Source organism: Actinoallomurus oryzae, assembly GCF_039541955.1.
GTDB lineage: Bacteria > Actinomycetota > Actinomycetes > Streptosporangiales > Streptosporangiaceae > Actinoallomurus > Actinoallomurus oryzae.
This window is the reverse complement of sequence record NZ_BAABHF010000038.1, coordinates 139,169-161,373: the sequence shown is the minus strand read 5'-3', so window position 1 is coordinate 161,373 and position 22,205 is coordinate 139,169. Positions and strand designations below refer to the sequence as shown.

The 22,205-nt window shown below is 70.3% G+C and carries 24 protein-coding genes; 15 read left to right on the top strand and 9 right to left on the bottom strand.

Annotated elements, in window-relative coordinates; translation table 11 throughout:
* Nucleotides 1-40 precede the first annotated feature (40 nt).
* The 3 genes from ABEA10_RS30740 to ABEA10_RS30730 all read right to left on the bottom strand — a co-directional run bounded on the left by ABEA10_RS30740 (nucleotide 41) and on the right by ABEA10_RS30730 (nucleotide 3,294).
* Entirely contained in the window at nucleotides 41-1,177 is a 1,137-nt protein-coding gene (locus ABEA10_RS30740; protein ID WP_345469848.1) for an ARPP-2 domain-containing protein, read from the bottom strand.
* The gene (locus ABEA10_RS30735) at nucleotides 1,174-2,607 is read right to left on the bottom strand and encodes a hypothetical protein (RefSeq protein ID WP_345469846.1); all 1,434 of its coding nucleotides are present in this window, start codon (nucleotides 2,605-2,607) and stop codon (nucleotides 1,174-1,176) included. The genes ABEA10_RS30740 and ABEA10_RS30735 overlap by 4 nt, the downstream gene beginning before the upstream one ends.
* A 258-nt stretch (nucleotides 2,608-2,865) precedes the next feature.
* On the bottom strand, nucleotides 2,866-3,294 hold the full coding sequence (locus ABEA10_RS30730) for a hypothetical protein (RefSeq protein ID WP_345469844.1): 429 nt from the start codon (nucleotides 3,292-3,294) through the stop codon (nucleotides 2,866-2,868).
* 78 nt (nucleotides 3,295-3,372) lie between these two features.
* Here ABEA10_RS30730 and ABEA10_RS30725 point away from each other — a divergent pair, with 78 nt between their 5' ends.
* On the top strand, nucleotides 3,373-3,534 hold the full coding sequence (locus ABEA10_RS30725; protein WP_345469842.1) for a hypothetical protein: 162 nt from the start codon (nucleotides 3,373-3,375) through the stop codon (nucleotides 3,532-3,534).
* A 117-nt stretch (nucleotides 3,535-3,651) separates the two neighbouring features.
* On the opposite strand, the gene ABEA10_RS30720 is transcribed toward ABEA10_RS30725, so the two are convergent.
* Nucleotides 3,652-3,984, bottom strand: a complete 333-nt coding sequence (locus ABEA10_RS30720) for an ArsR/SmtB family transcription factor (protein WP_345469840.1) — start codon at nucleotides 3,982-3,984, stop codon at nucleotides 3,652-3,654.
* An 81-nt stretch (nucleotides 3,985-4,065) separates the two neighbouring features.
* Here ABEA10_RS30720 and ABEA10_RS30715 point away from each other — a divergent pair, with 81 nt between their 5' ends.
* A complete protein-coding gene (locus ABEA10_RS30715; protein WP_345469838.1) occupies nucleotides 4,066-4,905 on the top strand; it encodes an SDR family NAD(P)-dependent oxidoreductase in 840 nt (279 codons plus the stop codon).
* A 45-nt stretch (nucleotides 4,906-4,950) separates the two neighbouring features.
* Here ABEA10_RS30715 and ABEA10_RS30710 read toward each other — a convergent pair whose 3' ends face one another.
* Nucleotides 4,951-5,595 carry an FMN-dependent NADH-azoreductase gene (locus ABEA10_RS30710; protein WP_345469836.1) on the bottom strand — a complete coding sequence of 215 codons (645 nt, stop codon included), beginning with the start codon at nucleotides 5,593-5,595 and terminating at the stop codon, nucleotides 4,951-4,953.
* Between the two features lie 86 nt (nucleotides 5,596-5,681).
* On the opposite strand from ABEA10_RS30710, the gene ABEA10_RS30705 reads away from it, so the two are divergent.
* The gene (locus ABEA10_RS30705) at nucleotides 5,682-6,167 is read left to right on the top strand and encodes a MarR family winged helix-turn-helix transcriptional regulator (protein ID WP_345469834.1); all 486 of its coding nucleotides are present in this window, start codon (nucleotides 5,682-5,684) and stop codon (nucleotides 6,165-6,167) included.
* Between the two features lie 54 nt (nucleotides 6,168-6,221).
* On the opposite strand, the gene ABEA10_RS30700 is transcribed toward ABEA10_RS30705, so the two are convergent.
* Nucleotides 6,222-6,689 (bottom strand): protein-tyrosine phosphatase family protein, encoded by a 468-nt coding sequence (locus tag ABEA10_RS30700; RefSeq protein ID WP_345469832.1) that lies wholly within the window; start codon nucleotides 6,687-6,689, stop codon nucleotides 6,222-6,224.
* Between the two features lie 310 nt (nucleotides 6,690-6,999).
* Between ABEA10_RS30700 and ABEA10_RS30695 the strand changes: the two genes are divergently transcribed.
* Nucleotides 7,000-7,833 carry a GH25 family lysozyme gene (locus ABEA10_RS30695; RefSeq protein ID WP_345469830.1) on the top strand — a complete coding sequence of 278 codons (834 nt, stop codon included), beginning with the start codon at nucleotides 7,000-7,002 and terminating at the stop codon, nucleotides 7,831-7,833.
* Nucleotides 7,834-8,084: 251 nt separating this feature from the next.
* Here the strand turns inward: ABEA10_RS30695 and ABEA10_RS30690 are convergent, their stop codons facing one another.
* From ABEA10_RS30690 to ABEA10_RS30680, 3 genes are read right to left on the bottom strand one after another with little or no spacing between them, the layout of a single operon-like run.
* Complete coding sequence (locus ABEA10_RS30690; RefSeq protein ID WP_345469828.1) at nucleotides 8,085-8,972, bottom strand: ABC transporter permease; 888 nt, start codon at nucleotides 8,970-8,972, stop codon at nucleotides 8,085-8,087.
* A gap of 9 nt (nucleotides 8,973-8,981) precedes the next feature.
* The gene (locus tag ABEA10_RS30685) at nucleotides 8,982-9,782 is read right to left on the bottom strand and encodes an ABC transporter ATP-binding protein (protein ID WP_345469826.1); all 801 of its coding nucleotides are present in this window, start codon (nucleotides 9,780-9,782) and stop codon (nucleotides 8,982-8,984) included.
* 22 nt (nucleotides 9,783-9,804) lie between these two features.
* Entirely contained in the window at nucleotides 9,805-10,578 is a 774-nt protein-coding gene (locus tag ABEA10_RS30680; protein WP_345469824.1) for an IclR family transcriptional regulator, read from the bottom strand.
* 303 nt (nucleotides 10,579-10,881) lie between these two features.
* On the opposite strand from ABEA10_RS30680, the gene ABEA10_RS30675 reads away from it, so the two are divergent.
* The 11 genes from ABEA10_RS30675 (at nucleotide 10,882) to ABEA10_RS30625 (ending at nucleotide 22,192) form a co-directional block, all read left to right on the top strand.
* A complete protein-coding gene (locus ABEA10_RS30675; RefSeq protein WP_345469822.1) occupies nucleotides 10,882-11,775 on the top strand; it encodes a DUF6282 family protein in 894 nt (297 codons plus the stop codon).
* Nucleotides 11,776-11,840: 65 nt separating this feature from the next.
* A complete protein-coding gene (locus ABEA10_RS30670) occupies nucleotides 11,841-12,680 on the top strand; it encodes a cupin domain-containing protein (RefSeq protein WP_345469820.1) in 840 nt (279 codons plus the stop codon).
* Between the two features lie 16 nt (nucleotides 12,681-12,696).
* Complete coding sequence (locus ABEA10_RS30665; protein WP_345469818.1) at nucleotides 12,697-13,782, top strand: ABC transporter substrate-binding protein; 1,086 nt, start codon at nucleotides 12,697-12,699, stop codon at nucleotides 13,780-13,782.
* Between the two features lie 81 nt (nucleotides 13,783-13,863).
* Nucleotides 13,864-14,973 carry an ABC transporter substrate-binding protein gene (locus tag ABEA10_RS30660; RefSeq protein ID WP_345469816.1) on the top strand — a complete coding sequence of 370 codons (1,110 nt, stop codon included), beginning with the start codon at nucleotides 13,864-13,866 and terminating at the stop codon, nucleotides 14,971-14,973.
* Nucleotides 14,974-15,021: 48 nt separating this feature from the next.
* Nucleotides 15,022-15,960: an LLM class flavin-dependent oxidoreductase gene (locus ABEA10_RS30655; protein WP_345469814.1), complete on the top strand. Its 939-nt coding sequence runs from the start codon at nucleotides 15,022-15,024 to the stop codon at nucleotides 15,958-15,960.
* Between the two features lie 23 nt (nucleotides 15,961-15,983).
* Complete coding sequence (locus ABEA10_RS30650) at nucleotides 15,984-16,991, top strand: cyclase family protein (RefSeq protein WP_345469812.1); 1,008 nt, start codon at nucleotides 15,984-15,986, stop codon at nucleotides 16,989-16,991.
* A gap of 13 nt (nucleotides 16,992-17,004) precedes the next feature.
* Nucleotides 17,005-17,685 (top strand): 3-oxoacid CoA-transferase subunit A, encoded by a 681-nt coding sequence (locus ABEA10_RS30645; protein WP_345469810.1) that lies wholly within the window; start codon nucleotides 17,005-17,007, stop codon nucleotides 17,683-17,685.
* Nucleotides 17,682-18,350 carry a 3-oxoacid CoA-transferase subunit B gene (locus ABEA10_RS30640; protein ID WP_345469808.1) on the top strand — a complete coding sequence of 223 codons (669 nt, stop codon included), beginning with the start codon at nucleotides 17,682-17,684 and terminating at the stop codon, nucleotides 18,348-18,350. Before ABEA10_RS30645 ends, ABEA10_RS30640 begins: the two co-directional genes overlap by 4 nt.
* The gene (locus tag ABEA10_RS30635) at nucleotides 18,343-19,554 is read left to right on the top strand and encodes an acetyl-CoA C-acetyltransferase (protein WP_345469806.1); all 1,212 of its coding nucleotides are present in this window, start codon (nucleotides 18,343-18,345) and stop codon (nucleotides 19,552-19,554) included. The genes ABEA10_RS30640 and ABEA10_RS30635 overlap by 8 nt, the downstream gene beginning before the upstream one ends.
* A 553-nt stretch (nucleotides 19,555-20,107) precedes the next feature.
* Nucleotides 20,108-21,022 carry a LysR family transcriptional regulator gene (locus tag ABEA10_RS30630; RefSeq protein WP_345469804.1) on the top strand — a complete coding sequence of 305 codons (915 nt, stop codon included), beginning with the start codon at nucleotides 20,108-20,110 and terminating at the stop codon, nucleotides 21,020-21,022.
* 285 nt (nucleotides 21,023-21,307) lie between these two features.
* Nucleotides 21,308-22,192 carry an SAM-dependent methyltransferase gene (locus tag ABEA10_RS30625; RefSeq protein ID WP_345469803.1) on the top strand — a complete coding sequence of 295 codons (885 nt, stop codon included), beginning with the start codon at nucleotides 21,308-21,310 and terminating at the stop codon, nucleotides 22,190-22,192.
* Nucleotides 22,193-22,205 lie beyond the last annotated feature (13 nt).

The following is a 22,205-nucleotide window of genomic DNA, read 5'->3' as shown; positions in this document are numbered from 1 at the left end:
TAGGGACGCAGGGGTCTCCGGGCGGCCTCGCACCGCGATCTCAGCCGGCGCGGCGGCGGGCGCGGTAGTGGTCGCGGACGTCCTGGCGGAGCAGGTGGCCGAAGCCGGCGTTCTCGATGCGGCGGCCGAGTTCGGGCTCGGTGACGCCGAGCGCGGTGGCGGTGCCGGGCAGGCTCCAGTCGTTCGCGGCGAGGACGGTCAGCAGGCGGCCACGGCGGACCTGGTTCTCCGACAGCCGGAACGTCTTCAGGTACGCGACCTGCCCGCTCTCGCCGGTGATCACCTCGCCGATGTGGTTGTCGCGCCGCCGCTCGAACGGCGGCAGGAACCGGGACAGCCGGTACGGGCCCAGGTCGTACACGCGCTCGTAGGTGTAGTCCGCCTCCAGCAGCCCGGCCGCCATGGCCCCGTCGTGGAAGGCCGCCCACTCCTCGTGCTGCCGCGCGGCCTCGGCGCGCAGGTCCGCGAGCGAGCGCACGTTCGCGTCCGCGACGCGCGCGCGGAAGTCGGGCACCGGCATGCTCAGCATCGCGTAGTGGTAGATCAGCTCGCCGTACAGGTCGAGGAGCAGAGTGGCGTGCAGGGCGCGGTAGTCGGCGGGGTGCGGCACGACGAAGGCGGAGGCGAGGGCGTCCGCGACGTACACGAGCAGGCCGCACTGACCGGCGTGGATCTCGAAGACGCGGAGGGCGTCGTCCAGGCCCCGCACCAGCGCACCGGTGTAGGCCTCCTCGACGCGGGGCGAGAGCCCGTGGCGGATCGCGCGCTGCGACCACTCCTCCCACGCGATCTCCGGCCCGCCGAAGTGCAGCGCCAGGTAGCCCTCCAGGGCAAGGTGCAGCGGCAGGAACCGCAGGCGGTTCTTGTCCACGCGGCGTGCCATGCGCCGGTGGAACCGCAACGCCATCCGGTCGGGCGCTCGCGTCCGATCGGCCGGGTCCAGGAGCTGGGTCCCGTACGCCGCCGCGGGCGCGTGGTCCCACGTCGCCACGTACCCGTGGGGGATGTAGGAGTAGTAGGCGGTCCGCGGGTCGACCGCGACCACGCCGAAGTCTTCGTCGTAGAGCCGGACGTCGAGCCGCAGATCCTCGATCGGCGTCTCACGGACCAGCGGAACGAGCCGTACGCCGCCCCAGACCTGGGCGGGACGGGTGGTGAGGCCGGTCAGCTCGATCACGTCTGCTCCCCGAGGAAGGCGGCGACGCGGCGGTCCAGGTGGGCGCGGAGCGCGGGCAGCCCGGTGCGTCCCTCCGCGAACCGCGCCAGCTCCGCCAGGGCGACCAGGTCCTCGGCGTCGCGGATGCCGGCGGTCGGCACGGTGGGGGCCAGCCGGCGTACGTCGAAGCCGGCGGCGTCGTAGACCGGGTTGAGATGCACGATGCCGCAGGTGTGGCCGGGGTCCAGCCGGGTGCGCCAGACCCGGAGCACCTCGCCGGCCAGGCCCGGCGGCGCGTTGTCCCAGCCGTCCGAGACGATGACGAGCCGCTCGGGGCCGCGGTCGAGCCCGTCGAGGATGCGTTCGCCGAGCGGCGTCGCGCCGTGCGGGTGGACGAGCAGCGCGTCGTCGCGGCCCGACACCCACAGCGGCGTGTAGTCGGCGGCGAGCGCCTCCAGCAGGAAGTGGCAGGCGAGCGCGACCGCGAGCGGGCGGCGGCGCTTGGTGCCCGACCCGTACGCCGAGAAGCTGTCGTCGAGGACGGCGACCACCCGGCCCCAGCGCCCGGCCTGGTCACCGGCGGTACGCCGGGCGGACGCGCGCAGCGCCCCGGTCAGCTCGCCGCGGCGGCGCGCCCGCTCGTCCATCGAGAGACCGAGCACGTACGAGGCCAGGCGGGTGAGCGGCATGGTCGTCAGATCGGCCCGTACGGCGCCGGCTCCGCGTTCGCGCGCGGACTCCTGCAGGCGCAGCCGCTCGAGCCGGGTGAGCCGGGGCGCGATCCGCTCCAGGAACGTGGCGCGCGGGATGCGGTGCTTGGCCGCGAACCCCTCCGCCACCGTGTACGGCAGGTCGTAGAGCGCGGCCTGCTCGTAGTGGGCCCGTCGCCAGGTCTCCAGGATCGGCGTCCAGTACGCGGCCGGCCGCCGGAACGCGAACAGGAACGGCCCGAGCTCGCCGTCCTCCTCGCGGTCCGGGCGCAGGTGCGCGTGGCGTACGGCGTCCTTCACCGCACCGCGGTACTTGACCGCGTCGAACGCCGGGTCGGGGCGCGCGGCGAGCCAGTCCCGCATGATCGCCCGGGTACGGCGGTTGTTGACCCTCGCGCGGCGCAGCTCGCGGAACAGGGCGTACACCCGCGGGGGCGGCAGCAGCTCCAGCCTCCGCGCGATGAGGCGGCCCTCGGCCCGCCGTCGCTCGACATCGACCTCGGCCGCCGTGACCAGCAGGTTCCGCACGATCAGCGCGGCGTTGTGGTCGTTGATGTCGAGTGCGAGCGTGGCCGCGTACAGGTCGCGGTAGTTGACGAGCAAATAGCGGTGCAGGAAGCCGAGCGAGAGGCTCTGCTCCTCCGCGCCGGAGTGGAACTCACGCTGGCCCGTGGAGGTGATCGCCGCGTTGACGAACAGCAGGACGTCGTCCGCGGCGATCAGGTCCGCCATGGTCTCCATCGGAATCCCCCTCGAGCACCGGGACCGGCCGGGGAATGGGGGCACGAGCTGCGAATCATCGCTTACAAGGCGGGTTCCGGAAGTCGCACCGGAGTCCCGCGGCCGGCCTCGGCACCGTAACACCGACATGCCGGTCGACACCGCTCATTTCCGGCCGCCCCTGTGCTCCGGCGCTCGGGTCTTCCGGCGGTACCGGCCCTCGCGGCCTTCGCCGGCCGTCGGCTCGCGGGCCGCCCGTCGGCCGTACGGGAGGAGGGGTCAGTGCTTCCGGCGGTCGGCGACGGCGCCGGCGAGCAGGTCCAGGCCGATGCCCAGCATCCAGACGTCCTTGCTGACGCCGAGGCCCGCCTGGCTCGGCCAGATGCTGCCGGGCTTGCGGAACGCCGGGGTGCGTGCGTACAGGGCGAGCATGCCGCCGGAGAAGCCGGTGAGCGCGGCGCCGGCCAGGGCCGGCGGGACGACCGGAGCGAGCAGCGCCGTGCCCGTGGCGATCTCCGCGGCCGACAGAAGGCGCAGGAACCGGCGCGCGGGGATGCTCTTCAGGAACGGGAACGCGTTCGAGGCCATCGTGTGGAGGCCCTCCGCCTGCTCCTCGCCGCCGTTCCAGTGCTCGAGCCCGCTGTGCAGGAGGTACCCGCCGGTGGTCACCCGGCCCGGCAGGGTCCTCGCCCTCAACGGAAGTCTCATCCGGTGCCTCCTGGTTGATCAGGTCCCCTACCAGGACGTTAGTCCTCAAGACCGGACGCCACGTACGAGGGGTAGGCGGTGTCTCGCCCGGGAGAACCGAGCCGCGCGGCCGACGGCCGGGGGCCGCCGGACCCGGCGCTGCCCGACTGGAACAAGACCCGGGACGCCGACCGGAGCTCCTGGCAGGCCGCGTCCGACATCTGCCCGAACGCCGCCTCGGGCAGCTCCATTCAGGCCTAGTTCGGGCATGGGCACCTGCGAGGCCACGGCCAAGGCCGGCGAGCGTACGGCGGTGACCGTGTACGCCGAGCACGCGGCCGGCGCGGCCCATCTCGGCACGGCGGAGCGCACTGGGCGTCAGCGCGCCTCGGCCAGCACGAGGGCCAGCAGGCCGGGGAAGCGAGCGTCGAATTCGGCCCGCCGCAGGCGGTTGAACCGGCGGGAGCCCCGGTCCACCTGTTCGAGCAGACCGGCGGCGCGCAGTACGGCGAAGTGGTGGCTCGCCGTGGCCTTCGACACCGGAAGGTCGAAGGTGCCGCACGCGCGGCTGAAGTCGGGCTCGGCGGACAGTTCACGCAGAATCGAGCGGCGTACGGGGTCGGCGAGCGCGTCGAGCACGTCCTGCAGCGAGACCTCGGCGGGGTCCGTGTGGACCAGGTTCCGGGCGCGTCGTGTCGCCGGTTCGGTCATGGCGGCCTCCGGATTGACATGTTCGATGCCGATCGTACACTCACAGGTGTTCGATCTGCATCTAACACTTGGGGGACCGTCATGACAGTCGCCGTGGTCACGGGAGCCAGCCGTGGGGCGGGCAAGGGGATCGCCGTCGCGCTCGGGGAGGCCGGGGCGACTGTGTACGTGACGGGGCGCAGCCGTACGGCGGCCGACTCGCCGTACGGCGGAACGGTCGCGGAGACCGCGGCGCTCGTCGACGAGGCGGGCGGCACCGGCGTTCCCGTTCACGTCGATCACGCCGACGACGAGGCCGTCGCGGAGCTGTTCGCCCGCGTGCGGCGCGACCACGGCCGGCTCGACATCCTGGTCAACAACGCGGCCAAGCTCGTGGACATCACGGAGCCCGGCGGCTTCTGGGAGAAGCCGCTGGAGACGGCCGATCTGATCACCGTCGGTCTGCGGTCGCACTACGTCGCGAGCTTCCACGCCGCGCCCCTGCTGATCGCGAACGGCCGCGGGCTGATCGTGAACACCGGCCACTATGGCGCGGTGGCCTACTACCACGGGCCCGCGTACGGCGCGCAGAAGGCGGGCGCGGACAAGATGGCCGCCGACATGGCCAAGGAGCTCCGGCCGTACGGGGTCGCCGCCGTCTCGGTCTGGATGGGCGGCCTGGACACCGAACGTGCCCGCGCGTACCTCGACAAGCTGCCGCCGGAGGCCCGGCCGGCGACGAGGCGTGAGTCGCCGCGATTCACCGGCCGGGTGATCGCCGCGCTGTACGCCTCGGCGGACCTCATGACGTACTCGGGCCGGGCGCTGATCGGCGCCGAGCTGGGCGCCCGCCTCGGCGTCACCGACATCGATGGGACGGTTCCGCTCTCCCTGCGGTACGAGCTCGGCGGGCCACCCGAGCCCCACCCCACACTCCGGTGAGGAAACTGCCCGAGGGGCCTGTCCCATGAGACAGGCCCCTGGCGATCAGACCGCGACGGACGTCGGCGTCCAGAGCCGGTCGATCGCCTCCACGGCCTGGGCGAGGCTCTTTTCGGCGAGCGGGATCAGCTCGGCCATCGCGGGCGTGCTCTCGGCGAGCGTCAGCTCGGCGGTGATGAAGCGCGGCTCCAGGCCGGTCATCGACAGGCCGTGCGGCAGCCACTGCTCGGCGTGGTCCCATCCGTCGCGGGGCGTGCCGGGGGCGTAGCCGCCGCCGCGGCTGGCCAGCACGATGAACTCGCGACCGTCGAGGAGACCCGTCCCGCTCTCGTAGTCGACCGAGCCCGGCCCGATCAGGTGGTCGACCCAGGACTTGACGCTGCTCGGTGCGCCGTAGTTGTAGAGCGGCAGGCCCAGCAGGATCGTGTCGGCCTGCCTGACCTCCTCGATCACCTCCTGGGTGAGCCGCCACGACGCCGCCTGCGCCGGCGTGTGGTCTTCCGGCGGAACCATCCGCGCCAGGCCGCCCGCGGTGTCGAGGTGGGGGAGCGGATGTGCGCCGAGGTCGCGGTACGTGACGGTCCCGCCGGGGTGAGCCGCGCGCCACGCGTCGGCGGCGCGGGCGCTGAGCTTCCGGCTGACGGACTGGTCGCCCTTGATGCTCGAGTCGATGTGCAGCAGATGAGCCATGGTAGTTCGTCCCTGGTGAATCGTTTGTGTAGGGCAAGCTATTTGTACCACATGGATCGATGGCGGTTTCGGCTAGAATCTTGTTCGTGGTCGAGCACTCCGTGGTGAACCAGCCGGTGCACCGGTCCGGCGCGCTCCTCGACCACCTCGCGCGCCGCATGCGGCTGCGCGCGGAGTCGGTGCTGGCGCCGCTGGGCCTGCGCCCGCGGCACCTGGTGACGCTGACGGTGCTGCGCCAGCAGGGCGGCTGCCCGCAGCAGGAGCTCTCCGACACGCTGGAGATGGACGGCACCAACGTCGTCGGGCTGCTCAACGACCTGGAGGCCGACGGCCTGATCGAGCGCCGGCGCTCACCCCAGGACCGCCGGCGTCACGTCGTCGTGCTCACCGAGAAGGGTGGGCACGTACTCGCCAGGGCCGAGTGCGCGCTCGCGGCGGTCGAGAACGACGTGCTCGGCTCGCTCGACGACACCCAGCGTGAGACGCTCTACGGCCTGCTTCAGCAGGCCGTCAACGGCACACAGGTCATCTGCACCGAGGCCGCGGACGACGACTCCGACGGCGCCTGCTGAAACCCGCGGCCGGCCGTGAGGCCGCCGGGGCGATCGCGGCTCCGCGCAGGTGTGTCAGGGGGTGGGGAAACGCGCGATCCAGCGCCGCTGCCAGGGCGTTTCGACGGCCCGGCGGTGATGGTTGGCGCGGGTCCAGTCGACGGCTTCGGACGGGTCCAGCCCGCTCAGCACGGCGAGACACGCGATGACGGTCCCCGTACGGCCCACGCCGCCGCCGCACGCGACCTCCACCGGGGCGCCCGCCCGCGCCCGCTCATGCAGCGCGCGGATCTCCCGTACGGCCAGGTGCCGGTCGCGCGGCACGCCGAAGTCGGGCCAGTCGATCCAGGAGTGCGGCCAGGACAGCGCGGCGTCGTGCCGGCGGCGGAGCCGGCCGGAGCCGAGGTAGAGGCCGAACGCCGGGCGCGGGCCATCGGGCGCCGGGTAGCGCAGGCCGCGACCGCGCACCCACGAGCCGTCGGGTAGCCGGATCGCGCCGTCGAGCCGCGAGCACGGCGCCGCACCCTCACCTTCTCCGGTCATGGGTGGCATTGTCGCGCGCCGGGGGCGCGCTCCGGCCGGATGATCGCTGACAGCGCAGCCGAAAGTTCAAGGATCGTTCAACCGTCCGGGATGGCCTGGGCGCCCCGACCGACCGCGGATCGTCAAGGCCGTACGCCTGGCCGGATGAGGCCGGGTGGCGGGGGAGGCGCCGTTCACGAGGCGAAACTCACCGGTGGGTAAACCCGAGGTAAGGAAAATACCTTCGGCGCCATTGCAAAGATGGTCAGAATCTGTCGAAATCGAGGTGCTGCCAAGTCCTCTTGGAACCCGCCCCTTGAAGGAGCCCCCCATGGCCGCATCCCCCCGCGTCACCCGCCGCCTGAGGTCCCTCATCACCGTCGCGGCCGCCATCGGCGCCGCGACCGTCGGCCTCACGGTGCCCGCGCACGCCGCCACGCCCAACCCCATGGCCCACCCCGAGCGCGACTACATGGGCTCGACCGTCGCCGCCCACGAGCACCGGACCGGCGCCACGCCGCTCCTGGCTCCCGGAGGCCTGCCCGGGCTCGACGTGAGCCACTGGCAGGGCACCATCAACTGGACCACCGTCAAGAACCAGGGCGCGCAGTTCGCCTACATCAAGGCGACCGAGGGCACGTCCTACCGTGACCCGAACTTCAGCGCCAACTACACCAACGCCTACTACGCCGGCCTGGTCCGCGGCGCGTACCACTTCGCGCAGCCCGCCAGCTCGAGCGGCGCCGCCCAGGCCGACTACTTCGCCGCCCACGGCGGCGCGTGGTCGGCGGACAACCAGACGCTGCCCGGCATGCTCGACATCGAGTACAACCCGAACGGCTCCACCTGCTACGGCCTCAGCCAGGCGTCGATGCGTTCATGGATCACCAGCTTCCTGAACGAGTACCACGCCAAGACCGGCCGCTGGGCCACGATCTACACGACCACCGACTGGTGGACGACCTGCACCGGCAACACCAGCGCCTACGCGAGCAACGACCCGCTGGCCATCGCGCGCTACTCCAGCAGCGTCGGCACCCTCCCCGCGGGCTGGGGCTTCTACACCTTCTGGCAGTGGGCCGACTCGGGCACCTTCCCCGGTGACCAGGACGTGTTCAACGGCTCGCACGACCGGCTCCTCGCCCTGGCCAACAACACACCCTGATCTGTCCTATACCGAAGGCGCCCGGCGAAGGCCGGGCGCCTTCGGCATGCACCCATGCACTCCAGGGATACACAACCTCAAGCAGCTGACCGGTCACGGTCACGGGACATCGCGGTGACCTGCGGAATGGGCTCGGCGCTGGCGCCCGCGTCCAACACCCGCTGGACGATCCCGTGGTCGTGGTCGGAGCCGGTCATCTGATCCAGTTGCCCAGCGGGACGCCGCGGTCCGCGGCGAACAGGTCCGGGAGTTCAGAGATCACGCGCGTGCTCTTTCCTGGACGGTGCCCAGAACACCAGCCACCGGTTGGCCGTGACGACGACGGCGTGCAGGCTCATGCCGATGACCGAGAGCATCACGACGACGGCGAACGTCCTGGCCACGTCCATGTTGAAGTTGGTGGCCTGGATCGTGTAGCCGAGACCTCCCGTGGCGCCGACGAACTCGGCGACGACGGCACCAGTGACCGAGAGGATCACGGCGACGTCCAGGCCCGCGAAGATGTGCGGCAGTGCCATGGGCACCCGCAGGCGGCGCATGATTTGGAACTCGCTGGCGCCGAACGATCTGAGCATCTCGATCTGCTCGTGCTCGGCCGAACGGAGCCCGAGGATGGAGTTGACCAGGAGCGGGAAGTAGGCGATCAGCGCGATGGTCAGGACCTTGGAGGTCATCCCGATGCCGAACCACATGAGCAGCAGCGGCGCCATCGCGACTTTCGGGATGGTCTGAATCAACACCAGGATCGGCAGGAACGCCTTGTCGACGATGCGGAACTGGGTGATCAGGCCCGCCGACACCAGTGCCAGGCCGATCGCGAGGCCGAAGCCGATGAGGATCTCCTTCAGCGTGATCCACATGTGCTCCAGCAGGAACCCGCTTTGCAGGCCGTCCACCAGCGAGCGCACGACGTCCGACGGGGCCGGTACGAGCACGATCGAGACGCCGAAGGCGCGCACGACCAGCTGCCACATGCCGACGAGGATGAGGAACAGCCCCCAGCTGAGGACGAAACCGGGGATCTGCCGCCGGGGAGCCGGCCCGGCCTTCGGCCGGCGCGCCGGCGTGTGGCCCGCGCCGTCGCCGGCACCCGGGCCGGGCACGACTCGCTCGTCCGCCCGCGTGTTGCCAAGCTTCATGACCACTCCCTAGTGCGCGCTGTGTTCGGAGTTGAGAAGGACGCGGATGCGGGAGGCGATCTCGCCGAACTCCGGGGTGTTGATGACCTCCAGGCGGCGGGGCCGGGCGAGGTCGACGTCGATGACCTCGGCGATGCGGCCCGGCCGCGGGGTCATGACCACGACCCGGTCGGACAGGAGCACGGCCTCGGGGATGCTGTGGGTGACGAACAGGACGGTCTTGCGGTCCCGCTCCCAGATGTCGAGCAGGTCCAGCCCCATCTGGTCGCGGGTCATGGCGTCCAGGGCGCCGAACGGCTCGTCCATCAGCAGGATCCGCGGGTCGTGCAGGAGCGCGCGGCCGATGCCGACCCGCTGCTGCATGCCGCCGGACAGCTCGCTGGGGTACTGGTCGGCGAAGTCGCGCAACCCCAGCATGTCCAGTTGCTCGGCGACGCGCTCGTCGAGGTCGGCGCGCGGGCGACGTGGCCCGACGTCGTGGGAGATCGTCATGTTCTTCGCGACGGTGCGCCATGGCAGCAGCAGGGGCTGCTGGAAGACCATCCCCAGCAGGTTCTCGTGGTCGCGCGCGGGGCCGAAGGCCACCTCGCCCTCGCTCTGCCGGGTCAGGCCCATAATGATCTTGAGCAGGGTGCTCTTGCCACATCCGCTGGGGCCGACGATCGAGAGGAACTGGCCCTCGGGGACGGTCAGGCTGACTCCGTCCAGCGCCAGTACGGTCCTGCCCCGCTTGGCCTTGTAGCGCATGGTGATGTGGTGGAGTTCGACGGCGGTGTCGGTGACGGTGGGCGGGTGCGATGGGGTGGGCATGCTCTCGTCCTAATCGCTTGGGCTACTCGCTCGGGTGGCTCTCGGGACCGGGCCACGTTCCGCCCATCTCCCTGGTCAGGGCCATGGCGGTCTCCCGGGCGGCGACGGCCGTCCGGGCGTCGGGGGCCGACGGCAGCATCCGGTCGGTGCCGATCGCCGCGATGGTGGCGCAGACCCCCGAGTCGGCGAACACCGGTGCCGCGATGACGCTGATGCCGCGCCGGTTGGCCGGGTAGATGCTCAGCCCGGTCGTCCGGGTGGTTTCGATGCGCTCGACCAGCCCGGCGCGCTGGGCCGCCGGCAGGGACGCCAGCAGCCGGTCGACCTGAAGCTGGTCGGGAAGGTAGGCCAGGAACGCGATGGCCTGCGCGGTTTCCAGGGGGAGCTGCGAGCCGACACGCACCGTGACGATCGTGCCGTGCACGGCGTCCTCCTCGACCAGTGACACCACCGGGCCGGACGGCCCCCACAGTGAGAGCACGGACGTGACGCCCGTCCGTTCGGTCAGTTCCCGCAGGTGGTCGGGGGCGAGCTGGATGACGCGCCGCTGCCCGATGGCGAAGGCGCCGAGCTGGATCATCAGGCTGCCCGGTGTGTAGCTGGCGGGCTGGCCGCCGCGTTCGAGGAGCCCGGCCGCGGTCATCGAGGTGAGGTACCGGTGCACCGTGGTCCGGTTGAGGCGCAGCCGCTCCGTCGCTTCCGACACCGACAACTCCGGGGCCTCTGGTCCGAACAGACCGAGCATCTGGGCCATCCGGCTTACGGCCTGGATGTCGGACTGGCCCTGCTCTGCCATGCGCTTCCCCCTTGGTAACGCACTCCGGCGCCCTGGTCAGGATCTGAACTGGATGTTCACATTACGCATCATCAACGACGACATCAAAGTGACCTGGGTCACACAACCGCAACCGCGACTTGACAGGCCTGTCGATGAATCGCTGGGGAATTGATCAGGTCAGTGCGCCGAAGTCTTAGCTTGCGCCGACAAGACTGAGAAGAGGTGGTCGGCCGACCGGGTAGGCCGCGAATTCGCAGGTTGATCATTGACGTTCACAAAGTGGGCATCTAGTGTGCATCGCGAACATTGAGGAGGTTGCCGATGCCCGGACCTAGTAGCGCGATCACCACCGTGCTGCGCGGCGCGATCGACCTGCACTGCCATTCGGGGCCGAACCCGTTCCCCCGGCGCTTCGACCACGCGGACGCCGCCTTCGACGGCGAGCGGCTGGAAATGCGGGCGATCCTGGTCAAATCGCACCACCACAACACGGTGATGGACCTGCTGGCGATGGGCGACCGGCTGGCCAAGAGCTCGACCCGGGTGTTCGGGGGGATCGCGCTCAACAGCCAGGTCGGCGGGATCAACCCGTTCGCCGTGGCGATGTGCCTGCGCATGGGCGGCAAGGCCGTGTGGTTCCCCACCTTCTCCTCCGGCCGGCACATCGAGTGCCATCCAGAGGGGGGCGGGTTTCCGACCGCGACCGTCGACGTCCCGTCCGCGCGGGTGGACGTCCACGACGACGCCGGTGGACTGATCCCCGAGGTGCACGAGGTCCTCGACCTCATCGCCGAGAGCGGCGCGATGCTCAGCGGCGGTCACCTCCCGCCCGAAACCATCGCCCAGCTCTTCGACGAGGGCCGTCGCCGCGGCGTCACCCGGATGGTCATCAACCACCCGAACTTCGTCATCGGCGCCGAGCCGGAGCAGTGCCTGGAACTCGTGCGCGGGGGCGCCTATGTCGAACACGAGGTCGGCATGTACGACCCCGAGGGATACCGCAAGTGGGACCCGAAGGACCTGCTCACCTGGATCGAGAAGATCGGGCCCGAGCGCACCGTCCTGGCCTCCGACCTCGGCCAGGCGAACCGGCCGCTGCCCGTCGACGCCTTCATCCGGGTCGGCTCGGCGCTGCTCGACCTCGGGCTGAGCGAACAGGCCCTACGTCAGATCACCTGTGTCAATCCCGCCCACCTGCTCGGCCTGGACGACTGAACCGGCCAGAACACGAACCGACCGCAGAACAGGAGCCTCCAGTGCAAGCGCAGCAACCGGCCAGCGTGCCAGCGCATTACATCGAGTTCCCCGGCCTGGAACCGAGCACGAAGTCCGACGCCGGCACGCGGACCTGGCTGGCACGCGGTCAGAACTTCGTCATCGCCTACTCCAGCGCCGTCGCGGGTGACGAGCTCGCCCGGGACGGCCAGGCAGACGAGTACGTCGTGGTCCTACCCCACGAGGGATGCGCGGCGACCGTGCGCACCGACGACGACGAGCGGTCGGTGACGGGCCAGGCGGTGATCGTCATGCCGCCCGGGCGGTCCACGGTCGTCGCGGACGCCGACTGTGACCTCGTGCGGCTGTTCACGGTAGCGTCCGCCGGGCCCCTCGCGCACGACAGCGTCAACCAGGAGAGCTACGCCGAACCCAACCCCCGTGTCGCCCCGCTCAAGCCGTGGCCGGACCCGCCCGAGGGCCACCGCATCCGCGCGTACCCGCTGTCGGAGGTGCCCGTCGATCCTGAGCGGTTCGGGCGAATCTTCCGGTGCAGCACGTTCATGGTGAACTTCCTGAACCCGCGGACGGGCGTCCGCGACCCCGAGGCGCTCTCCCCGCACCAGCACGACGACTTCGAGCAGTGCTCCCTGGCGGTCGAGGGCGACTTCGTCCACCACATCCGCACCCCGTGGACGCGCCGGATGAGCGATTGGCTCCCCGACGATCACTACGCGTGTGGCAGCCCATCGATCGCGGTGATCCCGCCGACGGCGGTGCACACCACCCAGTCCGTGGGGCCGGGCCGCAACCAGCTGATCGACATCTTCTGTCCGCCACGGGCCGACTTCTCCGCACGTCCGGGCCTGGTCCTCAACGCCGATGACTACCCCACCCCATCCTGACCCGGGAGGACGGAACATGAAACGCAAGTCCCTGGCGGGTCTGGCGGCGGTCGTCCTGGCCGCCGGCACTGCCGTCTCGTGCGGGTCGTCCGACCCGGAGGTCACCTCTGACGGCCGGACCGTGCTCAAGCTGGCGATCGCGACCCCGACCTGGAACGCCGGTTTCGCGACGCTGGCGGTCGCCGAGGCGCGCAAGTACTTCGCCACGGAGAAGGTCGACGTGCGGGTCTCGACGTTCGCGTCCGGCACCCAGGTCGCGCAGCAGGTCATCGCGGGGCAGTCCGACGTCGGGTTGATGACGGCCGAGCCGGTCGGCATCGGACGGGAGAAAGGCACCAGGCTGGTCTATTTCGCCGGCTACTACCCCAAGTGGATCTCCAACATCCAGGTTCCCAAGGGGTCGGGCGTCCGGACCATCCGGGACCTGCCCGGCAAGCGCGTCGGCGTCACCGCGGTGGCCAGCTCCGGCACGACGTTCGTCCGCACCGCCATGAAGATGGAGGGGCTGGACGCCGCTACGGTCAAGTTCATCCCGATCGGCGGCGGGTCTGAGCAGATCAACGCGATCAAGAGCGGCAAGGTCGACGCGCTCGGCCTCTGGGACACCCAGTACCAGATCGTGAAGAACGCGGGGATCAGCCTCACCCCGATGCCGGTCGCCTCCACGGCCGGGATCTTCGGCGGCGGCTTCGCGGTCAAGCCCGACATGCTCAAGAAGAGGCAAGACGACCTGACACGCTTCGGCAGGGCCATGGCCAAGGCGATGGTCTTCGCGCAGGCGAACCCGAGCGCTGCGGTCCGCGACATGTGGAGGCTGCACCCCGAGAGCAAGCCCGAGGCGTCCGGCTCCGAGGACACCGTGCTGGCCGGCCAGGTCAAGGTCCTGCAGGTAAGGCTGGACGGCCAGGGTGTCGAGCCGGGCCACGACCGGTGGGGCGAGATGAATGAGAAGGCCGTCACCGCCACGGTGTCGTTCATGCGGCAGGCAGGGCTGATCGACAAGGCGTTCCCGGCGGCCGACATCTACACCAACGACCTCATCCCCGCGATCAACAAGTTCTCCTTCGCCGAGGTCCGCGCAGCGGCGAAGGCCGCGCAGTGAACGGTGCGGCGCTGTGAACGGTGTGCAGTTCCCCCGCCACCACTCCACCCCACCCGAGCAGTCCACAGCTAGGGGGACCTCGTGAAACTCAACGGACATCGCAGGCCGGCGCCGCTGGTGGCGCTCGCCGCGGCGGCGCTGGTTCTGGCCGGATGCGGCGGCTCGTCCGGCGGCGAGTCGGCCGACGGACGCGACCGGATCCGACTCGGCATCGGCTCGCCGAGCTGGAACGCCGGATACGCCACCCTCGCCGTCTCCGAGGCCAGGGGCTACTTCGCCAAGGAGAACCTGGACGTCGACGTGCAGCTGTTCCCGTCCGGGACCCAGGTCGCCCAGCAGGTGGTCTCCGGGCAGATCGACGTCGGGCTCGTGACCCCGGAACCCGTCGTGATCGGGCATACAAAGAACACCGGGCTGACCTATTTCGCGCAGTACTGGACACGCTGGATCTACAGCCTCAAGATCCCGGAGAACTCCTCGATCACCTCCCCCGCTGACCTCAAGGGCAAACGCGTCGGCGTCACCGCCGTGGCGAGCTCCGGCGGGACGTTCGCGCGTACCGCGATGAAGATGCAGGGTCTCGACCCTGAATCGGTCAAACTGGTGCCGATCGGCGCCGGCGCCGAGCAGCTCAACGCGATCAAGAGTGGCAAGGTCGATGCGCTGGCGCTGTGGGACACCCAGTACCAGATCGTCGAGAACTCTGGCGCGAAGCTGAAGCCGCTGCCGGTGCCCGGTACCGAGAACCTGTTCGGCGGCGGGTTCGCGGTGAGGAAGGACGACCTGCGCAAGAAGCAGGACCTGCTCGTCCGGCTGGGCAGGGCGTTCGCGAAGGGTGTGGCGTTCTCCGAGGCCGCCCCGGAGGCCGCGGTGGGCGACCTGTGGAAGCTGCACCCCGAGACCAAGGGTGCGTCCTCAATCCCGGAGGACCAGTTGCTGGCCGGGCAGGTCAAGGTCCTGAAGGTGCGTCTGGACGGCCAGAAGGTCGGCCCTGGCGAGGGTGACCGCTGGGGCGCGATCGACCCGGCCGCCGTCACCGGCACCCTCAGATTCATGACCACCGCCGGGCTGATCGACAAGGAGTTCCCGGCCACCGACATCTACACCGACGACCTCATAGCGAAGATCAACGCCTTTTCCTACGACGAGGTCCGCACCGAGGCGAAAAAGGCGGCCTCGCATGGCGCTTGACATGCGCCCCGATGCGGGGCCGGATGCGAGGCCGGCATGAGGCTCGGTGTGGCGATCGACCTGGGGTCGGCCGCGCCGACGCGTCCCCAGGTCGACAGGGCGACACGACTGCTGGAGACGGCCGAGGCGAACGGGTTCTCGTCGGCCTGGCTGGGCGAGAGCTACCACGTCCGGCCTGAGGTGTTCCACCTGCCCGCCGCGCTGATCGTGCTCGCGCACCTGGCCGGGCGCACGAACCTGCCTCTCGGCACGGCAGTGCTCCTGGCCCGCGCGTACGAACCCCGGCGGCTCGCCTACGAGGCGGCACTCCTGGATCAGCTATGCACCGGACGGCTGACCCTCGGCCTCGCCCTGGGCAACGCCGATCTGGCGGAGCGGGTGGGCGGCGGTACGGACGGCCGGAGCCCGGGCGAATGGTTCGCCGCCATGGTCACTGTCCTGCGCGAGACCTGGTCGGCCTCGGCCGCCGGTGGGCCCGGTGCCCAGCCTGTCGCCCCGCCGCCCGCGCGGCCGGGCGGCCCGCCGATGTTCCTCGGCGGGCGCACGCGCGCGGCGGCGCTCAGGGCCGCGACCGTCGGTGACGGCTACTACGCGGCCACCAACTACGACGACGACCTGCTGACCGCGCGAGCCGCCGAGTACTGGGACGCGCGAGGAAACGCAAGCGGCGACGTTGCGGTCACCCGGCTGTGCCTGGTGGCCCCGGACGCCAACGATGCCCGCCGGATGGCGGCCGGGTACTTCGCCGCAGTCGTGAACTACTACACCGGCCGACGCGCGTGGATGGGGCTGGACGGAGCGGTGACGCCCCGGTTCCCGCTGGTCGGGAGCCCTGCCGATGTCGCGGCGGCCCTGCGGGGGTACGCGTCGTCCGGCGTCACGTCCGTCCAGCTCCGGGTCGCCCCGCACGGGACGCCGCCGGAGGTGGCGCGGCGGACGCTGGAGCTGGTGGGGGAGGCCGTCCTGCCCGAGCTGGACGAGTCCTGAAACCGACGGAAAGGGGAACACAGGTGAACACGCGGGACGGCATCCCGACCTACCGGGAGCTGCTCGAACGCCAGGACGCGCCGCCCGGCTCGTCCTGGGGGATCTTCGGTACGGCCGATCAGCTGGGCACGCTCAATTTCATCGGTCCCGACCAGGTGAGGGACGCGGTCGGGCTCGTCCGGCGAGGTGCGGTGTTCAATCTCGACTATCCGCTGAACACCTTCGTGCCGCCACCTGCCGGGACGCGCCCGGCGACCGTGCACCGGATCTTCGCCAACAACCCCAACCACCGTGACGACTGGTTGGACTCCTTCTACCTGCAGTCGACGTCCCAGATCGATGGGCTCCGCCACATCCGCCACCCGCGCTACGGCTTCTACGGAGGCGTGCCCGACGAGGACATCGCCGAGGAGACACCGGCCCTCGGCATCCAGACGGTGGCGCAGCGCGGGATCGTCGCGCGTGGCGTCCTGCTCGACCTGGCCCGGCACTTCACCGACCGCGGCACCCCGCTCGACCCGGCCGGCAACTACATGATCACCCCGGCCGACCTGGACGCGGCCGCCGCCGCGCAGAACGTGGAGTTCCGGCCGGGCGACGTGCTCCTGCTGCGCGTCGGCTGGGCTCCGTACTGGCTCAACGAGGTCGGCGAGGAGGACCGGCACGCCTTCCGCACCAGGATCCAGCACCCCGGCCTCGTCCAGTCACCGGAGATGATCGAGTGGCTCTGGGACCACCGCTTCGCGATGGTCGCCTCCGACGACCTCGGTGTCGAGGCCCACCCGGTCAACCCGCACTCCGGCCTGATCGACCCGGACGAACCGCCGCCTGAGCGCGGCGTCGTCCACAACGGGATGATGCACCGCCCGCTGATCGCGCTGCTGGGCCTGTTCCTCGGCGAGCTGTGGAACCTGGAGGCGCTGGCCGAGGACTGCCACGCCGACCGGACCTACGAGTTCATGCTGACGGCCAAACCGCTGAACCTCATCGGCGGCGTCGGATCGCCGCCCAACGCCATGGCGATCAAATAGGAGGAACGCGACGGTGAACGACCGGCTGGAAATCGCCGGCGATCCGGACGAGGCCGTCCGCGGGGTGACCGACGGCTCCACGGTGCTGATCGGCGGGTTCGGGCCCGCCGGCCTGCCCGTCGCTCTGGTCGACGCGCTCCGGCGCGGCGGCGCTCACGACCTGACGGTGGTGAGCAACAACGCCGGCAACGGCACGACCGGCCTCGCCGCTCTGCTGGCGGCCGGGCAGGTCCGCAGGATCATCTGCTCGTTCCCCCGGCAGCGCGACTCGTTCGTCTTCGACGAGCTGTACCGCACCGGCCGGATCGAGCTGGAGGTGGCGCCGCAAGGCAACCTCGCCGAACGGATCCGCGCCGCAGGGGCGGGCATCGGCGCGTTCTACACACCGACCGGCGCCGGCACCCTCCTGGCGGAAGGCAAGGAGACTCGCATGATCGACGGCCGTGAACACGTTCTCGAACACCCCATCCGCGGCGACATCGCGCTGATCCGCGCCCACCGGGCCGACCGGATGGGCAACCTCGTGTACTACAAAACCGCACGCAATTTCGGGCCCATCATGGCCACAGCCGCCGCCCTCACCGTGGCCGAGGTGGACCAGGTCGTCCCCACCGGGACGCTCGACCCGGAGACCATCGTCACCCCCTCGATCTACGTGGACCGCGTCGTGGTGACGAGCCGGGCCGTGGCATGAACCCCGATCGCAGGCCCCTGGATCGTCGGGAGCTTGCCGCCCGCGTCGCGCGCGACATCCCGCCCGGCGCCTACGTCAACCTCGGGATCGGGCTTCCGACGACGGTCGCGTCCTATCTCGACCCGTCGGCCGGGATCGTCCTGCATACCGAGAACGGCATGCTCGGCATGGGCCCCGAAGCCCACGGAGACGACATCGACCACGACCTGCTCAACGCGGGGAAGGTTCCGGTCACCGAACTGCCTGGTGCCGCTTACTTTCACCACGCCGACTCGTTCGCGATGATGCGCGGCGGGCATCTCGACGTCTGCATCCTCGGGGCCTTCCAGGTCGCGGTGAACGGCGACCTGGCCAACTGGCACACCGGTGCGGCCGACGCCATCCCGGCTGTCGGCGGCGCGATGGACCTCGCCATCGGTGCTAAGTCGGTCTACGTGATGATGGACCTCTTCAACTTCGCCCGGGACGGCACCCCCAAACTGGTCCGCGCCTGCACCTACCCGCTCACCGGACGCGCCTGCGTGACCCGCGTCTACACCCGTCACGCGGTGTTCCACATCGACTCGGCGGCGGTCCGCCTGGTCGAGACCTTCGGCATCGGTGGGGACGAACTCGCCCTGCGCCTCGATATCCCTCTTGTCATTGAAGGAGAACATGGTGCGTGAAACGGTGATCTGCGAGCCACTGCGTACCCCGGTCGGCCGGTTCGGCGGAGCGTTCCGCTCGGTCCCGGCCGCCGAACTGGCCGCCACGGTGATCAGGGCGCTGCTCGACCGCACCGGACTGCCCGGTGATGACGTCGACGACGTGTTGCTCGGGCACTGCAACCCGAGCGGTGAGGCACCCGCGATCGGCCGCGTCGCCGCCCTGGACGCCGGCTTGCCGGTCACCACGGCGGGTCTGCAGGTGGACCGCCGCTGCGGTTCCGGGCTGCAGGCGGTGATCAGCGCCGCTATGCAGGTGCAGACAGGAGGCGCCGATGTCGTCCTGGCGGGCGGCGTCGAGAGCATGAGCCAGACCGAGTTCTACGCCACGGACGTCCGCTGGGGCGCGAAGGGACCCGACGTGCGGCTCCACGACCGGCTCGCCCGCGCCCGGGTCACGGCCGGGGGAGCCGGTCACCCCGTCCCGGGCGGAATGGTGGAAACCGCCGAGAATCTTCGCCGCGAATACACGATCCCGCGCGAGGAACAGGACCGGCTGGCTCTCCGATCGCACCAGCGTGCCGTCGCCGCCGCCGAAGCGGGACGCTTCGACGACGAGATGGTCCCGGTCACCGTTCCCTCCAGGAAGGGGGCCGTCGTCGTCGACCGCGACGAACACCCGCGGGCGGACACGACCCTCGACAGGCTGGCCGCCCTCAGACCCGTCATGCTGGACGCCGACGGCGAAGCCACGGTGACGGCGGGCAACGCCAGCGGCCAGAACGACGGCGCGGCCGTCTGCCTGGTCACGACGCGGGAACGCGCCGAACGGCTCGGCGTGCGCCCGCTGGCGCGGCTCGTGTCCTGGGCAGTGGCCGGAGTACCACCCCGCACCATGGGCATCGGACCGGTACCCGCAACCCGACGCGCCCTACAACGTGCCGGCCTCGAGCTGCACGACATGGACCTCATCGAGCTGAACGAAGCCTTCGCCGCCCAGGTACTCGCATGCACCCGTGAGTGGGCGTTCACCGACATCGACTTCGAACGCCTCAACGTCAACGGCTCCGCGATCTCACTGGGACATCCGGTCGGTGCCACCGGCGCACGGATCCTCGCGACACTGCTGCGCGAGATGGACCGCCGAGAAGCGCGCTACGGCCTGGAGACCATGTGCATCGGCGGCGGCCAGGGCCTGGCCGCCGTGTTCGAACGCGTCAGCTGAGGCCACAGGCACGATCTACCGGCTCGTTCGACCAGCTCGCAACACCGATCCCACCGAAGGGCCGCTCGGGGTGAGTCACGAACGCGCGCACTTCCCGCAGAGTGAAGCCGACGACGACTGTAGAGCCCTTCGTTAAACTTCACCCATCCGCGACGCGCATTTACTGGAGGCCCGGTACGACCTCGTTGAGTGTCAACAAGGTGCGTCCGCTGTTTTAATTGCCGGTCGTCCGTTCGGAAGAACTGTCAGCAGTTCGGCGTAAGCCGCCCGGACCTTTCCGGCCCGGCCGCGGAGGCGGTGTCCGCTATTTTCGCAGGGCCCCGGCCCGCGTAGGCCCGACCGGGAGCGGGTGGCGCCCAACGACCGCCCGCGCCCGCTACCACATCGGTCGCCGTACTCGGGCCGTCCGGCCGGGCCGGGCGCCTCCGCCGCCCGCTCGACACACCGGGGGAAACACCGCCTACCTTGAGAAACGACGTTATGCCGCCTGCTCGTCATCGACGTTCACGGGGTCCATTACCCGCGTGGGCCGCCGGCCTGGCACACTTTTCAGGTGGAGTTGAGGCAGCTTAACTACTTCGTGGCTGTGGCGAACGAGAAGAGTTTCACTCTGGCGGCCAAACGGTTGCACGTCGTGCAGAGTGCCGTGTCGGCGGCGATTGCGTCTCTCGAACGCGATCTCCGGGTCACGCTCTTCGAGCGGAACGCCCAGCGGGTCGTGCTCACCGAGGCCGGCAGCGCCCTGCTGCCCGAGGCGCTGGCGGTGCTGGACGCCGCGCAGGGGGCGCGAGACGCCGTGGACGAGCTCGGCCGCGGCGTGCGCGGCTCCGTGCGGGTCGGCATGCTCGCCGGCCTGGGCCTGGTGGACCTGCCAGGGCTGGCCGGCGACTTCCGGCGCCGTTACCCCGAAGTGGAGATGCGCCTGCGGGTGGAGTCCGGCGGTTCGGCGGGGATCGCCGCCGCCCTGCTCAGCGGCGAGGTGGACGTCGGCCTCCTCGGCGTCGCCGACACGCTCAACCGGGAGCTGGAGGGACGCGAGCTCGTTCGCGTGTCCCAGGTCCTCGCCGTACCCGCCGAGCACCCGATGGCCCGCAGGCGCGTCGTCTCCGTCGCGGACCTGGCCGACGAGGAGTTCGTCGACTTCCCGATCGGCCACGCCGCCCGGGCGGTCACCGACCGGGTCTTCGCCGCCGCGCGGATCGAACGCCGCATCGCCGTGGAGGTCGACGCGCTCGACGCCGCGGCCGGTTTCGTACGGCACGGCGTCGGAATCGCGATCGTCCCGCCGTTCGTGGTCCGGGGCGACGACGCCGTACGCATGGTCAAGATCAAGGACGAGAGCATGGAGTGGTCGCTGCACCTCGCGACACCCCGCAGACGCAAGCCGACCGCCGCGGTACGCGCCCTGACCGGCCTGGTCGACGCCCACCTGAGCCGGCCCGAAGAGGCCCTCTCCTCACGACGGTGAGACGCCGACCGGCTCACCGAGGCGCACCGGGCCGTGGCGAAAAACGCCGGGCCGAGTCGCGGTCACTTCGTGCTTGGACGGGACGCGTACCTGCGCATTCGCCCTACTTTCAGGGGGACTGTTCTCGTTGCCTGGCACACGGGTTTGCCGTCCGCTAACATCATAACCGGCGAAACATACTCAGAGTAATAAACGTGGCGATATAATGGTAAATATCGATACTCTCGGTTAAATCTTGCGCCATAATGGCTTGACAGCCCCGGCCGTGTTCTTGGAGGCCAGTCAATGACGCTACCGCGGAGCGCGGCCGTCGACATGACACGAGCGAACGCCGCACGGCTCTACGATTACGTTCTCGGGGGAAAGGACCACTTCGCCGTGGACCGGGCCGCCGCGGAGCGAATCACGGCCGTTTACCCGTTCGCGCCGCTGACCGCCCTGGAGGGCCGGGCCTTCGTCGGCAGGGCGGTGCGGTATCTCTCCCGCGTGGCCGGCATCCGCCAGTTCATCGATCTCGGTTCGGGGCTGCCCGCCGCGGAGAACGTGCACGAGGTGGCGCACCGGATCGATCCCGACGCCCGGGTGGTCTACGTCGACAACGACCCGGTGGCCGTCAGCCACGGGCAGGCGCTGCTGGCGGTGGGCGGCAAGGTGGAGATGATCGAAGGCGACCTTTGCGAACCGGAAGAGGTCATCCACCACCCGGAGTTGCAAAAGCTCATCGATTTCGATGAACCGGTGGCGATCCTGATAACGAACGTCCTGCAGTGGATCACCGATGACGAGGATCCGTACGGCGCCGTGGCCCGGTACAAGCGCGCGATGCCGCGGGGCAGCTACCTGGTCCTTTCTCACTGCGCCATTCCGGACCCGGAGGAGGATCTGGCCTACCGGCGCCCGGTCGAGGCGATCTGCCGTGAGATCATCTGCACGCTGACCTCCCGGCCGTACGACGAGATCCTGCGCTTCTTCGACGGATTCGAACTCCTCGAGCCCGGTCTGGTCCCGGTCACGGACTGGCGGCCTGAGGTTCCTCACCTCGTCGCCGTTCCCACCTGGGACGAGACGAACGACAGGCTGGGTGAGCCGAGCCGGGAGGTCGCCGCGGTGATCAAGGATCGGAAGAACCGAAAGTGGCTTCTGGACGGCGGAGTCGGCCGCAAAGTGTGAGCCGGAACAGTAT

Coding starts and splice junctions, on each gene's coding strand:
- ABEA10_RS30690 (WP_345469828.1), bottom strand. CDS start 8,972: ATGAAGCTTGGCAACACGCGGGCGGACGAGCGAGTCGTGCCCGGCCCG.
- ABEA10_RS30730 (WP_345469844.1), bottom strand. CDS start 3,294: ATGAGACTTCCGTTGAGGGCGAGGACCCTGCCGGGCCGGGTGACCACC.
- ABEA10_RS30700 (WP_345469832.1), bottom strand. CDS start 6,689: ATGACCGGAGAAGGTGAGGGTGCGGCGCCGTGCTCGCGGCTCGACGGC.
- ABEA10_RS30710 (WP_345469836.1), bottom strand. CDS start 5,595: ATGGCTCATCTGCTGCACATCGACTCGAGCATCAAGGGCGACCAGTCC.
- ABEA10_RS30685 (WP_345469826.1), bottom strand. CDS start 9,782: ATGCCCACCCCATCGCACCCGCCCACCGTCACCGACACCGCCGTCGAA.
- ABEA10_RS30665 (WP_345469818.1), top strand. CDS start 12,697: ATGAAACGCAAGTCCCTGGCGGGTCTGGCGGCGGTCGTCCTGGCCGCC.
- ABEA10_RS30735 (WP_345469846.1), bottom strand. CDS start 2,607: ATGGAGACCATGGCGGACCTGATCGCCGCGGACGACGTCCTGCTGTTC.
- ABEA10_RS30715 (WP_345469838.1), top strand. CDS start 4,066: ATGACAGTCGCCGTGGTCACGGGAGCCAGCCGTGGGGCGGGCAAGGGG.
- ABEA10_RS30720 (WP_345469840.1), bottom strand. CDS start 3,984: ATGACCGAACCGGCGACACGACGCGCCCGGAACCTGGTCCACACGGAC.
- ABEA10_RS30625 (WP_345469803.1), top strand. CDS start 21,308: ATGACGCTACCGCGGAGCGCGGCCGTCGACATGACACGAGCGAACGCC.
- ABEA10_RS30695 (WP_345469830.1), top strand. CDS start 7,000: ATGGCCGCATCCCCCCGCGTCACCCGCCGCCTGAGGTCCCTCATCACC.
- ABEA10_RS30680 (WP_345469824.1), bottom strand. CDS start 10,578: ATGGCAGAGCAGGGCCAGTCCGACATCCAGGCCGTAAGCCGGATGGCC.
- ABEA10_RS30675 (WP_345469822.1), top strand. CDS start 10,882: ATGCCCGGACCTAGTAGCGCGATCACCACCGTGCTGCGCGGCGCGATC.
- ABEA10_RS30640 (WP_345469808.1), top strand. CDS start 17,682: ATGAACCCCGATCGCAGGCCCCTGGATCGTCGGGAGCTTGCCGCCCGC.